Source organism: Leyella stercorea (assembly GCF_021531655.1).
The window spans coordinates 1-13,854 of sequence record NZ_JADYUF010000015.1 but is presented as its reverse complement, the minus strand read 5'-3'; the positions used below and the strand labels follow the sequence as shown (position 1 = coordinate 13,854).

Sequence of the window (13,854 nt, the reverse complement as noted above, 5' to 3'; positions counted from 1 at the left end):
ACCTTTTCATCGTGGCATATAGACCCTTGTCGTTTCCCGTGAGGTGCGGGGGATATGTTTGCTGGGCAACTTATACTCCTGCCCAGCTTAGGAGTTAAACCAATCTGTATTTATTATTCAACCTTATATCTACACGTTATGGACTTAAATTCACGCCCAAGGAAATTTTTGCTGTTATGTTCATCACTACCAGCATAATCTATATCGTTATTAGCTGTATATAAATAATCGTCAGTTTCAATCATCTCTTTTTGATAGTCTGACAAAATTAAATCTATATTTGGGGTAATATATTCAAATATTGGCCAATTTCGTGCATCAGCATAGTTTATAGGGCCAAAAGTCAGCTTTGAAAGCTGATCACATTTTTTAAATGCACCAGAACAAAGTTTATTAAGACTCGGCGCTTCTACTACAGTGAGATATTTGCACTCTTTAAAAGCATATTTCTTAATTTCTTTTACGTCAGACATTTTGACTGACTTAAGTTGCAACATATTATAGAATGCCTCTTCTGGAATAGTTTCTACACCAATAACGGTCAACTCAATTGTACCCAAGTCGTTAGGGGCGGCACCTTTGATGGCTTCTCTTATTGCCATAAATTCATCAGTGCCAGCATTGGGAGCGAGGTTGAGTCTTATAATAGTCTTGCCATCTGCTACTTTTTGCTCAATAGCTGACTTTATTTCTTCTGCACTATTTGCCGAAATGACAGTAGCATCCAGAGCATAACTCTTAGCATTTTCTGTTGCTTGCATGAATGTATGAGTTGCCAAAGTTGCTTCTCTATATTTCACTGTAACTTCGGAATTATTTTCAAAAGTACCATATAAATAGGCATTGCCCTTTTCATCCGAAGTAAGTGTATAATTTCCTTTCTGTTCCATATCGCTGCTGCCCGCAGGAGTGAAATATTCGGTATCAACTGTTATTTGCTCATTGGGTAGAGTTGCAATACGCAAGCGGGAATATTTGCGTGTTGCCTCGGCAAAAGATACATTTATACCATTACCAGTGATTCTAGCATTTCCCTCGATATATTCATCTGTTCCAGGATCCTTACCTTCTTTCAAAACTAATTTGCCGGCTTCCCATTTGTAGTTAGGGGCATAATATACATGAGGAAAGGTTGGCACTTCGTCTTCTTTATAAGACAGCTCGCCACTTGTCAATTCCCAGCTACTGCCATTATATGTAAAAGCAGCATACTTGGTTCCTAAAGTCTTACTGGTCATCTCCAGAAGCAACTCATCTCCTTCTGCCCATGAAGTCTTGCCTTCATCTGGTGTACCAATAGCACGAGTCTGTGAATCTCCGAATGTCGGAAATTCACCAACAACCAACTGTACGTTGTTCTTGCCTGTTGTTGCGGTTGTTTCTTCTATATCACTTGTGCATGACGCCATTACTATAGTAACGACAGCCAGCATGATGTATTGAAATATCTTTTTCATATTCTTTCCTCCAATTATTTGAGTTCATCTTCGTTTGTCCAACCAGTCATATTATCTATGCTGATTCTGGTCAGTTCCACTTTGTCTTTTCCTACATCGAGTTTGTAGGTGTAGCGATGGCCCTCTTGAAACTCCGTATTTGACTTCATTTTTGCATGGAAGTTTTGGTCGCCAATCTTGAATTTCACGAAAATCTCGCCAGTTTTGTATGAACCAGGGATAACGATTGCTGAAAACATATCGCCGTCATGCTTACAGGCTTTTACCCAATCAGGATTACCAGAAGGTGTACCCATTACTAATTGCCCATGGTCAGGGGCTCTAAAAAATCTAACACTGTTGTTTTTTGAATACACTTGTGGTTCACTAATATCCTTATCAGGATAATCCGCAGTACCAACATGATATACTATCGTAACCAGCGACATGCGATGCTTCATAGGAATATCTACATAATCTTTAGGGACATCGTACCAACATCCGTTTATTAAATCTGCAGCTTTCAACTGAGTCTCATCACTTTGGTCTGTATGCAAATTATAGATAGGAAAATTGGTCATATCAGAAGGATACCAAGCAATCAATTCGCATCTTCCCACTTTTTCCCAGCGAAGTCTTACGATAGGTTCCCAATGGTATAACCCATTTTCTTCCACATATTTATATTCACCAGTTCTAGTAGTTTCATCACCGAAAATTTGCAGTACACTTATTAGGTCCTCATTCTCCCAATTGTTACCGTCTCCCAATGTATTGACACGAGTCTGCATACCTCCAACAGAGAAAGTGGCATTGATTTCCTGCCCTTTCAGCGTAGGAGCCATATCTTCATTTTGCGTACATGCTGTAAAGCCCATAGCCATAAGGCCCATTACCGCATAGGAAATTCTTTGTTTTATCGTCTTCATAATCTTCAATTTTTTATTGTTAGTGAGTTAGTGAGCGGCCAAGCTCACTAACCCTGTATTCCCTATTTTCAGTACCTTATTTATCATTACAAAGCTATATCTGCGTCTAAATCACTTGAATCACCATTTTCCCAAGGAACTATATTAGCTTTTTCTATAGTAATCCCCGTATTTTTAACAGTTATGTTGTATGTATATTTTTTGCCACCTTCAAATTGTCCATTGGTGGATGGTGTTATAGGGGTTGTGTATTTTACTTCGCTATCATTCAACAACAAGTAAATCTCTATATCCATCTTATTGCTTTCAAGGCTTTGCGGCAACATGATATAAGCAAAACTTTTTTCGCTTTCAAAAGGTACATCAACAAAATTACGCACAATAGACATTCTGTCACCAACATTTTCAACCAAACCTGTTCTTGTGTCAAATTTACCGCTTGTAAATATTCCTTTCAACTCTAAGCGATTGAATTTATAATTGTTATATTTGACACCCTGCCCTGGTTTAATTTTGAATTCAACCAAACTCATACAATGCTTAAAGCGATGTTCGAGATCTGTAAAATTCACAGTTGGAGATGCTTTGCTTGCAGTAGCTCCTGAGGCAAAAAGTACATCAGCCTTACAAGGTTGGTTTTCTTCTACCTCAGCCATATTCCAATCCATTTTACCATCAGTTAAGGATTCGCTATAAGGATAGTATGCACTAAATGTTGTCTCTTTGTTGTCCTTGAAATAGATGATGTTGTTATTGTCAGCAGCTTCAAAAGTACCATCCCCATTTGTTGTTACATACTTTTTGTTGTCTCCTGTTGTATTGCCAGAAGATGTGGCATATACGCCAATGGCATCGCCTGCTGTCCAGCTGTTGTTGTCTGCAGTTCCACGGGTTTTGATATTGTTGGAAATATCCGCCTTTACTGTAGCAGCAACAGGACCATTGTTGCCGATACCGTCTTCTTCGTTAGCGCAAGCTGCAAACAGCAATGCTGCGGCAGCGATGTACAAGAATCTAAATTTCTTCATATCTCTTGCTTTTTAAGAGTTGTTATTGTGCTATATGTTCATTGTCGTCTCCAGCCTTTATCCAAGGCTCAATGTTTCCAGAAATATCTACGGCAGAACGACTCAATTTTACTACTGTATAGTGGTATCTTTTGCCACCCTCAAGTTTTACAGGCATTGTCCATACGAAAGGAGCGTCGTAACCATTCTTGAGGTCAAACTCTATCACTCGGCTTTCTTCTTCTGTAGGGAGCAGGATTGCCTCATACAGCTTGCCAGCTTCGGTAGTTTTCATCGTGATGTCCGCAGGATTTTCTTCACCAGAGATAGTCCCATCCGCAAGATTGAAAGTGGCTTTGGTATTCTGACCTTTCACTGTCACAGTCATTTTCTTAAGGTCTTCTTGCGTAAGACCGTTACCTGGTTGAACTTCCAAAACAAGATTGCTTAACTTATGGTAGAACTTCAAGAATACCTGTGGCGTAGCTTTGTTGCAGCCTTCTGTCTTGGCATACATAAAGTCGATAGCTTCTTGTTTCCTTTGGTCTGTTACATCAAGTGCTACCTTGTAATCATTGACTGTGGTCTGTGGATAGTAAGAATAGAAGTCCACATCTCCATCTATCGGGAAGAAAATAGTCTTACCTCCAGAAACAGGTGAAAAACCTATACTTCCATTTGACTGATAGCAAACATTGTCAACTCCCTCTCTGATTGCATCTGCAGAGAGAGGCTGATTTGTACCTGTCATGAAGATACCAATCCTGTCACCATCAGCCCAGGCTAAACCGGAAGCACGGGTGTTTACGCTGATACCACCAGTAAACTGCACGGCTACCTTACCATTTGCTGTTGTAGGAGCTGTATCTTCTGTACTGCATGAAACCATTGCACCTGCCAAGAGTGCAAGGGCAAAAAACTTCGTCATCTTTTTCATCTTATCAATATTTTAAAAGTTATTATTATTATTTGATTTCTACTTCATTGTTGAGGTTCGTCCAACCGTTGATGGTAGCTTCCAGATTCATCTTTGGCTGCATCTGGTTGTAGTTGAGTCGCAACTCATACTTTCCTCCAACCTTCATCGCAGGGGCGGTGATGTCATACTCTTGCAAGGTCCCGTTAGGGAGCAATAGGCGGAGATAGATATGAGAGGCGGAACTTCCCTGTATGGTCGGCATCAGCCGGATGACTTCTGATTGCAAAGTTGACTCAGTAGCCAAGATAGTAGGTATTTCCACTTCCGTTGGCTCTATGCTCGGCAATCCATATTCTCCATCACTATTCTTCTGTGTAGGGAACAGACACCAGGCTGCATCTAATGCCTTGCCACTCATCTCTGTGCCTTTCGGCACATTCTCAATGATGACGGTCAGTTCCGAAAGCACGCTCTTCATAGGGTTTTGCACCACATAGCTGCTTTCCTTGTTGTCTATCTTCACATCGGTCACTCCGAAATAGGCATTGTTCCTTACATCCTTAGGATTGGTCAAACCTATCTGAATATTGTTCCAGTTAGTCAAAGCCCTGGTCTGGTCAGTGGTGAAGAATGGCTCTATGAGATTGGTAATAGCCAATATCTGATAATGCCCTTCAGGAAGAGCGAATCGTTGGCTTGCCACCTCCTGCGCACTACCATAATGTTTTTCCTCTACAAGCGAACCGTCATCGGCATTGAATATCCAGAGCTTCACGTCTTTCACTTCCGTACCATGGTCGGCTTCATCCGCCCAAGTGAGCGATACTGACAAACCACCCTCATCCTCACCATCATGAACATTATGGTCGCAACTTGCCAACAGGCATGGGACGCATAACAGCACCCATAACCAAATATTAAATCTTCTTTTTGCTTTCATTTTCTATCTTGTTTTATGGGTTACTTATGATTGTCTTTAGTCTCTACTCGGCGAGCCTTATCCGCATCTTGGGTGTCATCGCTGCCATTTCCTATTGCAGTAATGCGACTTGCCTCTATGCCATTCTTCACAAGCCAAGTTTTTACGGTTTCTGCACGCTGGCGAGATATACGTTTATTGACAGCCACGCTGCCTTTTGTGTCGCACCAACCTGTTACCGTCACCTTCATGTTTGGATTCTCTTTCAATGTTTTGAGAATAGCATTCAATTTAGTCTCTTCATTTTGTTGGATGTCGATACTATTGAAGGTGAAATATATGACAGGGAAAGTCACCTTTGTAGATTCTTTTATGTCTTGTTCAGCAACTTTTGTTTCTGCCTTATCCACAGTTTCTTTCTGATTGACATTCTCCGAAGAAGTTGGTTCCTGTTGTAGAACTTCCTTTTGTAGAACCTCCTGTTGTGGAACTGATGGAGTTTCTGCTACCTTGTTCTTCTTTTTAGAGAGGTTAATCCCTAATCTTACTCCACTTTCCCAAACAAAGTTGTTCTTATGCAGATGCTCAGGCATTCCGTCCATACGTTCGCCAGTAAGACGGGTCAGACCGGAATAGATGCCCAATTTCAGACATGAGGTCAGTTGGTAGCCCACCTGCAAGTCTGCGCCATAACCCAAATGCCAGTTGGTAGAACCTTTCATTACCTTGGCATCATCGGCTATAGTCTGAATATCAGCCTTGGTCGTTACTGCATATATATGAGGTGAAACTGCCAAATCCCATCGGCTGTTAGCTGTCTTATGGAACAGTCCAAGGAGATTAACGTTCACTCTTGCTCCGTATCTGCCCATCTGGACATGGCTTTTCAGATTGGCATATTCCCAACTGTCCATGCCTAAGACACCTGCGTTGTAAAGCACGCCGTCGCTACCCAACCAATGGTTACGTTCTACGCAACAATCTTGTGCAGACAAGTTCATCTCTCCATACTTGGCAGATAACTCAGCCGAGAATATGGAGTTGGAACGATAGCCACCATATAAGCCAGCAGCCCAACCGAGGTGCGTCTTGTCATGTCCGAAACTTGAGAAAGTAGAGAAACCGAAAGGCATTCCACCCTCAATACCGACGTACCAGCCTTGCTGACCGGTCTTTCCATCTTCTTTTACTTCTGCTTTCGCGAAAGAAAATGGAAGAATAAAAGCAAGTGCTGCGACCAGCAACCGATTTTTTGTTGTCAAATAATTTTCCATATCATTCATTTATTTTTTATCGTAAAAGTAAGGATCTGTCTCCAATTACAAGACAGGTATCCACCATAAAGCTAATTCATCCATTCTATCCGAAAATCACTCCAGGAAATACAAGAGGTTTGTCAGCAAGATAAATATGGATGCCAACAGCAAAAAGATATAAAAGCGTTCTCTCTTGATGAAGTCACGAAAGCTATAGCGAGCCTTCCAATGATTCTCAAGATACATCCTGTACTCATATATCATGGCATATCCGAAGATAATACATAATATGAGTACAAACACCCCGATGATGATCAGGGCTAACTCTATCCTTGGCATAGTTTCTATTATTCCCTTCATGTTGCAAAAATAGTTTTTTTCATTTGAAAGGAGTTTCCACTTGCCATGTTCATGTGTCGCATTCATACCAAAAAGGTGTCGCATTCCTACGAATGCGACACCTTTTTGGCCGTTTGACGATAAAAATTCTACTTTTTCTTTGGTATTTTATAAAGAAACATTTTGTGCTACATCAGTATGTCGGGAGCCCCTCCATTCTGTAGGAGAACAGCCTTCTTTTATTTTGAAGATTCGGTAAAGATGAGTGCGACAAGAGAATCCACACTCAGCTGAAATGATGTCGTTGCTATAATCAGGATATTCCAACATCATCTTTTTTGCAGCGTTGAGACGTATTTCGCTGAGCCATATTCGAAAGTTGGAGTGCAAGCATTGGTCGAAAAACTGGCTCAATTCGTTCTTTGATATACAAAGTGTACGAGAAAGCGTCAACATGTTTACATTACAATCTTTATAGCCCAAATCCATACACCATTGGTCAAGACTGTTTTGGATAAAGTTTCTGCGCTCCTCAGATAATTGCTGTAAAGTTTTTTTTTTCTATCCCCCCGCTTCGTTGATTTTCCTCTTCTTTATCCAATAGCTCTTCTGTTGGAATATATCTGCTGCCGAGAGCGATAAACGTAAGATTGAAGAACAACAAGGCAAGCAATACAGCTGGACCTACTATATATAATAAGGTAGTAGAAAATATGGCAACTGGCATGGCGAGAACTGCGAGCCATAGAATGATTACACTTGCACGCGAATATCTTACGTAAGGCAACAAATCCGTTGCCGCCATTGTCTCCAACATATTTTTACGCCTGATCATCTCCTGAATAATCATGTATATGCAATAGAAAACACTTACGCAAAACAGAGTCAGCATCAGATAAAGCCCCTCTCTGATATACAGGCTATGATGAAGACTGATACCCACGCAAAAGACCACAATGATGGCAGCATAAATGCCACTACACATCAGTATCATCTTTCTGAGGTTGGAACGTGTGGCCTCTATGTTGTAGATTCCCATGGAGATAAGTGAAAAACATGGGGTATAAACGAGGATATTGATGACCGCGCCTAAATTATCGTTCATGGCACGGAATCCGCAAACCATCTGCACGGCATATTGTATCGCCAATCCTATCAAGGCGACAACAATCATCCATCGTGAACGCTCATACCGCTTGTTTTCCCATCTAACATGCAGATGAGAGAGTGCCACGATGAAGGCATTGACGAGCATGAATATAAAACATGCAAACTGAAGTAGAAATAATGAATCCATTCTTATCTTATGTTTACTTTCTTGTATTTTTGATTACTTGCTGTAGGATTATCCGGATTAGTCATCTGCAAATATCCTGCTGCAACAAGGGAGGTGATGTAATGTTCACGATTCTCCATTCTCCAATTGTTCGTTTAAGGCTGTCGTAGTTTACACCAACCTTTATCAGTCGCTTGCCTTCTGCCGAATACGGAATAAGATAACCCTTGTCGTTGATTTGTTTCAGGGCAGCGTCGGCAGAACCGTCATACTTTAGCTCTATCACGTATATGGCGTCTGGCAAGTGCAGCACGGCATCTGCTCAGCCTATTGCGCTACATTCCTCCACCTTGATATAAGCTCCCATAAGATTGAAGATGAGATAGAACACGGTTTGGAAGTTGCGCTCGTTATTTTTCTTATCTCTTGCATCTCCATAGCCTTGTGGTTTTGATATTTCGTTGTGAAGTTACAAATAAATAGCCGAACTTACAACTTAATCTTCCGAATTTATTAGTTTTGTGTAGTGAAATAATAACTCATGCGCTGTTTAAATAAGTATCCGGTAGGGTTCTGCGCCTTGAAATGATCGTATCATACCTTGAAATGACCGTTTCATGGCTTGATACGACCGTTTCATGGCATGATACGAAGTCTTTTTACTCTTTATTGTCTTCTTTTTAATTATTCAGCTGTTCAATATCATGTATCTCCAGCCCGGTAACTTTGGCAATGTCTTCTAATGTCATACCTATGCTTAATAGATTTCTTGCCACATCAGCACGACCCCCTTTTACTCCTTCTTTGCGTCCTTCTTCTCTTCCCTCTTTGCGTCCTTCCTCTCTGCCTTCCTCCATACTTCTCCTATTGGGATCAACAAACAGCAGGCGTTCTGCGCCAAGTTTATCCCAAAAGTCCTCGTAGGCAAGCAGCTCGTTTTTCGACATAGCAGATTCCTCTACAGTTTTCAATGCCTTTGAGGTTTCAGGATTGTCCAAGAGTTCTTGCGGCACTTCCTTTGTCTGTTCGTCAATCTCTGTAAGGAACCTAAGCCACAGCACAGCCATTTTCTTTTCTTTGATGGAATGAGCCTGAAACTTGGGAAGCTCTACGAATGTGAAATGCAGTCCGTCGATAATCTCGTTGCTATGCAACTCGTGCACAACGTTATAGTTGTGGATAAACTCATCGGGGTATTCCTTTATGAAGATTTCGTTTACAAGATTGAGCGAGTAGACAGGTTGAAGCAATTCATACTTGCGCTTTTTGTCAAGTTGGCGCACAAAGGCCTTGGAAGCGTTAAACAGCACGCGCTGCTTGAAAGCTTCTGTCCACAGCATCTGCATCTCGACAATAAACTGACGGTTCTTCACGTCGCGGCATCTCACATCTACTATACTGTTTTTGCCTACATAAGTGTCGGGCACAAGTTCGGGCGAGAGATACTCCACACTCTCGATCTGCTCGTCGTCAGCCAATGGCAACAGAGCATTAAGAAGACTGATGAGCAAGTCCTTATGCTCGCCGAATATCTTTTTGAAAGTAAGGTCGGCTTTGGGTCAAGATATCTCATAATGGAAAAGTATTTACGGGTTGACGACTGTGACTATATATTATATGTGGCAAATTTACTAATAATAATCGAGATTTATGATAAAAAATATTAGTTTTGCGTAGCGAAATAATAACTCTTGTGTTATTATTAATGTAAAAACAAATAGAAAGAAATGACGTGAAAATACAAGAGTTTGTGAATGGTGCAGAGAGTCTGCGCGATGGTTTGCTCAAGCAGGCTATGCACTATCTTGGTAATGGCTCTGACGCTGAGGATGCTGTTCAGGAAACTCTCTTGAAACTGTGGACTGTACGTGAGCGTGTAGCGGATGCTACAAAGATGCAGCACATGGCTTCGGTTGTGTGTAGGAATGTATCGCTTAACATGCTTCGTGGCGCAAGATGTAATGTGCAGATAGAGAAGGTTGGATATATGGCTAATGCTGACAATCCGCATAACCAACTGGAAATTAAAGAGAGTGACCGTATGCTGAAACAGAGTATCAGCGCACTTAGCGACAGGCATCGTGCCATTATACGGATGCGCAACGTCGAGAATATGCCGTATGCAGATATTGCACGTATACTCGGCACTACGGAAAGCTCGGTGCGTGGAATGATAAGCAAGGCACGAATGGAACTTATTAAGAATCTTAAAAAGGCAAAACAATGAAATACTCAAGAGAATATATAGAAAAACTGTTGGGCAAGTTTGTTGATGGTCTTACTACTGAACTTGAGGAACAGCAGCTTGCAGAATACTTCGATACAGCTGATGATATTCCTGCGGAATGGCAGGTATATAAGGAGATGTTTCGTAGCTTCAAGACCGATGATTACAACTTCAGCATTGCGGAACTTGATGCAATGCTCACATCTGATGTGGCTGTTGAACCCTCTGCAGCGCATATACTGCCAAAACATACATCACATGTATGGCGTTGGGTGGCTGTTGCGGCATGTGTAGCAGTAGTAGTGGCATTCGTTGCTATCCGACCATGGGCAGCTTTTACAGGCAATACTTCTGATGTAGACAATATGGTTGCTGTAGAAAAACCGAAAAAGGCAGACGAGGTAAAATATGATGTGGGCATTGTCAAGACACATGATACTGACACAATAGAAAAATCTACAGAGGAAAGGGTTGATAATAACACTCAAAGGAAGACTCAATCCAAGCGATTGACCAAAAAGCGATTGCCTACAGTCGAACCAAGTGTAGTCAATAGGGTTGATAATATCATCGCTACGGTCACATTACCAAACGAACAGGTGGAAAGTTATGAAATAAGAAAAGTGGGTGAGGCAAACATTGTGACCAAATGTTATGATGATGGAACGTCTGCCTCCTTCATTGTCTCATGTTCTGACGATGAGTTGAGCAGTCAGCTTATTGCACTCAATTAAAACCTATAGCTCTCGATAGAAATAATAAACAACTTAAAATATTATACTTATGAAAAAGTTTTTTGTCATTACATTTATTGCGCTCTTTGTGGCAGCAGCATCGTATGCGCAAGAAAACGTCTTTATCATTAATGGCGAGAAGATAGAGAATTTCGACGGTTCGCAACTAACTGGAAAGAAGATTCTCTCGTTTAATGTTATCAAGAATGAAAAAGGTGATATTTATAATGTACATACTGACGACATATTGCCTGATAGTTTGAAAAACCGACCATTGAAAGTGACGTCTAAAGTGCAGCACATCACATCAAAGGCTTTGTTTGTTGTGGATGGTAAGGAATACAGTGGCTCTATCAACTATATCAAACCTGGCGACATTAGTTCGATAAATGTGTACAAGCCTGGGTCAGACGTAGCCAACGCCTACGGAGAGAAAGGGAAGAACGGTGTGCTGAAAATCTTCACCAAGGCAAGCAAGGATAATGTCCAGTATGTAGTAGATGGCAAGTCGGCAACGTCTCAGGAAGTGAAAGACATTGCACCATCGAAAATCTCAAATATCGTTGTGCTGAAGCGTGGCTCAAAGGCTGCTATGGACTATGGGGAAGTGGGCAAGACGCATGATATCTGTATTATCAAGACAAAGTGATGCTTGTGTAATGAATTACTATGATAAGAAATAATCAATATATGAAAAAACTATTGTTACTATTCGGCTTTTTATGTGTCGCATCTCAGATGATAGCACAGGACAAGATTGTTCCAATGTATAGAATTGGAGGCCATTATTTTTCTAAGGAATTGCCGATGGATGAGGCTTTTAAGATTAGCAGTTCGATAATGGCTCTTGCTGATAAGGACGGAAATAGGGTTGTAAATCTCTTGGTAGGCGACGACTTCAAGGTGCCGCAGTCAATAAAGAAGTATGAGATTCCTTTTGAGAAGGTGCTTAATGGTGAGCAACTTGAGGAAGGAGCTCTGAACTTTGCCAAGATGAAAAAGCTTATCAGTTCAACTGGTGTCGAAAAGTTTATAGTTGGCAAAGCTCTGCCGGATGATTTCGTAGAGAAAGATATTGATGGCAAGACATGGACCAAGGATGCACTTAAAGGTCGTGTAACGGTTGTAAATGTGTGGTATTCTGGTTGCGGACCGTGCCGTAGGGAGATGCCAATCCTATCGACGTGGAAAGACAAATATCCTGATGTACAGTTCGTTTCAGCCAATTTCGAGAATGTCGACAAGGTGAAGCAAATCACGGAGAAGGAAGGCTTTAATTGGACGCATATTGCCAATGACACGTATTTCACCAAAAGAGTGGGCAATGAGGGCTATCCATTGACCATTGTTGTAGATAAGGATGGCATTGTAAGATATTGCAAGCATGGCGTTAATAATAATGCCAGCAGTGATATATTACAACAGATAGAAACATTAGCTGGTTGCTGTTAATGCATGTTAATGCTGTTCAAAAATAATGCTTTAATACGTTATATAATCAAAACGTCAGAATTGGCACCATATTTAAAATAATCAGCGTATGGAAAACGTATTAAAGAAACTTTTTGTTGTGTTATTGCTCTGCCTTGTGCACTCGGCTGTGTGTCATGCCGACACGTTCAAGGGTAAGATAGTTAATGCCGAGACGGGCGAGATACTTATTGGAGCGACAATACGAAGCGAGATTAATCCACAGCCAGGATGGTCGATGCAGAATCAGGCTGAGACCGACAGTACTGGCTGCTTCTTTCTCAATGCAAGTTGGGAGGGCCGCATCATGTTCACGTTCAGTATGATTGGATATAAGAATGCGCGCAAGGTGGACTATGCTTACGGTAAAGAAGTGAATGACACTACCGATCTTGGCATCATAAAGCTTCAGCCTACTGCCCTTATGCTGAAGGATGTGGAGGTGACGGCAAAGATGCCTCGCATCACTATGTCGGGCGACACCATTGTTTTCAATCCCGAAGCATTCAAGCTGAAGGAGGGGGCACGTCTCGACGAACTCATCAAAAAGTTGCCAGGAGTGGAGAACCGTGACGGCAAACTCTACTGGAACAACAAACCCATACGCTTGATGATGAATGGCAAGAATTTGTTTGGCGGCGACCAGATTATAGGTCAGTTGCCAGCTGAGGTGGCAGGCAAGCTGAAGCTGTACGACCGCAAGTCGGAACTGGCTCGACATACCGGCAAGGATGAAGGCGATGAAGACCATGTGCTCGACATTCAGGTGAAGCCAGGTTTTCTTGACAAGTGGTATGGCAATGTTGAGGCGCAATATCAGACAAAGAAGCGCTACATGTTTAATGTCACCGCCAGCAAGCTGAGCGACCACGACCCGCAGATGGTTTATGCACAGGCAAACAATGCCAATCGCTATATTGACAGAACCATGAATTCTTCAATGAACGCTAATATCGACGGCGACGGCAAGAGCCAATACGGGTCGTACAATTATCAGCACAACTGGCAGACTAAGGGTGCTGACAAATTCGACAACAATAGCTTTGACATTAGTGCAAATATGGGACATAGCGACGGTTGGAACACAACAGGTCAGTCTACCGAGACCTTCTTCCCCAACCAGGAACGCACGTTTGCCGTATCGGAAAACTATCGTTACAAACATAAGATAGCCCCACAGATGCAGGCACGTCTCTTCGCCTACACCGACTCGCTGAACACTATCAACCTGAGTTCGGGATAAGCGACTGTCGTTTTTCTTGCTATGCTAGATTTCCGATAGGTGCATATTACATTTGCCCTCCAAACAATATGGATGGCAAAATGCAAGAATTGTAAAGTC

General features: G+C 41.7%; 16 protein-coding genes. 5 read left to right on the top strand and 11 right to left on the bottom strand.

The window, feature by feature from the left end; genetic code table 11:
- Positions 1-113: 113 nt before the first annotated feature.
- The 11 genes from I6E49_RS05955 to I6E49_RS05910 form a co-directional block, all read right to left on the bottom strand.
- Positions 114-1,457: a leucine-rich repeat protein gene (locus I6E49_RS05955; RefSeq protein WP_235401012.1), complete on the bottom strand. Its 1,344-nt coding sequence runs from the start codon at positions 1,455-1,457 to the stop codon at positions 114-116.
- 14 nt (positions 1,458-1,471) lie between these two features.
- Entirely contained in the window at positions 1,472-2,365 is an 894-nt protein-coding gene (locus I6E49_RS05950) for a fimbrillin family protein (RefSeq protein WP_235401010.1), read from the bottom strand.
- A gap of 86 nt (positions 2,366-2,451) precedes the next feature.
- Complete coding sequence (locus tag I6E49_RS05945; RefSeq protein ID WP_235401008.1) at positions 2,452-3,393, bottom strand: fimbrillin family protein; 942 nt, start codon at positions 3,391-3,393, stop codon at positions 2,452-2,454.
- 22 nt (positions 3,394-3,415) lie between these two features.
- On the bottom strand, positions 3,416-4,309 hold the full coding sequence (locus I6E49_RS05940; protein WP_235401006.1) for a fimbrillin family protein: 894 nt from the start codon (positions 4,307-4,309) through the stop codon (positions 3,416-3,418).
- Positions 4,310-4,337: 28 nt separating this feature from the next.
- Positions 4,338-5,231, bottom strand: a complete 894-nt coding sequence (locus I6E49_RS05935) for a FimB/Mfa2 family fimbrial subunit (RefSeq protein ID WP_235401004.1) — start codon at positions 5,229-5,231, stop codon at positions 4,338-4,340.
- Between the two features lie 20 nt (positions 5,232-5,251).
- Positions 5,252-6,343, bottom strand: coding sequence for an OmpA family protein (locus I6E49_RS05930; protein WP_235401002.1), 1,092 nt, complete (start codon positions 6,341-6,343; stop codon positions 5,252-5,254).
- Between the two features lie 630 nt (positions 6,344-6,973).
- Positions 6,974-7,261 carry a helix-turn-helix domain-containing protein gene (locus I6E49_RS05925; protein WP_235401068.1) on the bottom strand — a complete coding sequence of 96 codons (288 nt, stop codon included), beginning with the start codon at positions 7,259-7,261 and terminating at the stop codon, positions 6,974-6,976.
- Positions 7,262-7,337: 76 nt separating this feature from the next.
- Positions 7,338-8,102 (bottom strand): hypothetical protein, encoded by a 765-nt coding sequence (locus tag I6E49_RS05920; RefSeq protein WP_235401000.1) that lies wholly within the window; start codon positions 8,100-8,102, stop codon positions 7,338-7,340.
- A gap of 2 nt (positions 8,103-8,104) precedes the next feature.
- A complete protein-coding gene (locus I6E49_RS14595) occupies positions 8,105-8,173 on the bottom strand; it encodes a hypothetical protein (protein WP_369681611.1) in 69 nt (22 codons plus the stop codon).
- Positions 8,164-8,385 (bottom strand): PD-(D/E)XK nuclease domain-containing protein, encoded by a 222-nt coding sequence (locus tag I6E49_RS14590; protein WP_369681609.1) that lies wholly within the window; start codon positions 8,383-8,385, stop codon positions 8,164-8,166. Before I6E49_RS14590 ends, I6E49_RS14595 begins: the two co-directional genes overlap by 10 nt.
- A gap of 376 nt (positions 8,386-8,761) precedes the next feature.
- Positions 8,762-9,592: an Rpn family recombination-promoting nuclease/putative transposase gene (locus I6E49_RS05910; protein WP_235400998.1), complete on the bottom strand. Its 831-nt coding sequence runs from the start codon at positions 9,590-9,592 to the stop codon at positions 8,762-8,764.
- A gap of 221 nt (positions 9,593-9,813) precedes the next feature.
- On the opposite strand from I6E49_RS05910, the gene I6E49_RS05905 reads away from it, so the two are divergent.
- The 5 genes from I6E49_RS05905 (at position 9,814) to I6E49_RS05885 (ending at position 13,755) form a co-directional block, all read left to right on the top strand.
- Positions 9,814-10,308 carry an RNA polymerase sigma factor gene (locus I6E49_RS05905; protein ID WP_235400997.1) on the top strand — a complete coding sequence of 165 codons (495 nt, stop codon included), beginning with the start codon at positions 9,814-9,816 and terminating at the stop codon, positions 10,306-10,308.
- The gene (locus I6E49_RS05900; RefSeq protein WP_235400996.1) at positions 10,305-11,042 is read left to right on the top strand and encodes a hypothetical protein; all 738 of its coding nucleotides are present in this window, start codon (positions 10,305-10,307) and stop codon (positions 11,040-11,042) included. The genes I6E49_RS05905 and I6E49_RS05900 overlap by 4 nt, the downstream gene beginning before the upstream one ends.
- Positions 11,043-11,091: 49 nt before the next feature.
- Positions 11,092-11,691, top strand: coding sequence for a hypothetical protein (locus tag I6E49_RS05895; protein WP_235400995.1), 600 nt, complete (start codon positions 11,092-11,094; stop codon positions 11,689-11,691).
- A 116-nt stretch (positions 11,692-11,807) separates the two neighbouring features.
- Positions 11,808-12,494: a TlpA family protein disulfide reductase gene (locus I6E49_RS05890; RefSeq protein WP_235400994.1), complete on the top strand. Its 687-nt coding sequence runs from the start codon at positions 11,808-11,810 to the stop codon at positions 12,492-12,494.
- Between the two features lie 88 nt (positions 12,495-12,582).
- A complete protein-coding gene (locus I6E49_RS05885) occupies positions 12,583-13,755 on the top strand; it encodes a carboxypeptidase-like regulatory domain-containing protein (protein WP_235400993.1) in 1,173 nt (390 codons plus the stop codon).
- Positions 13,756-13,854 lie beyond the last annotated feature (99 nt).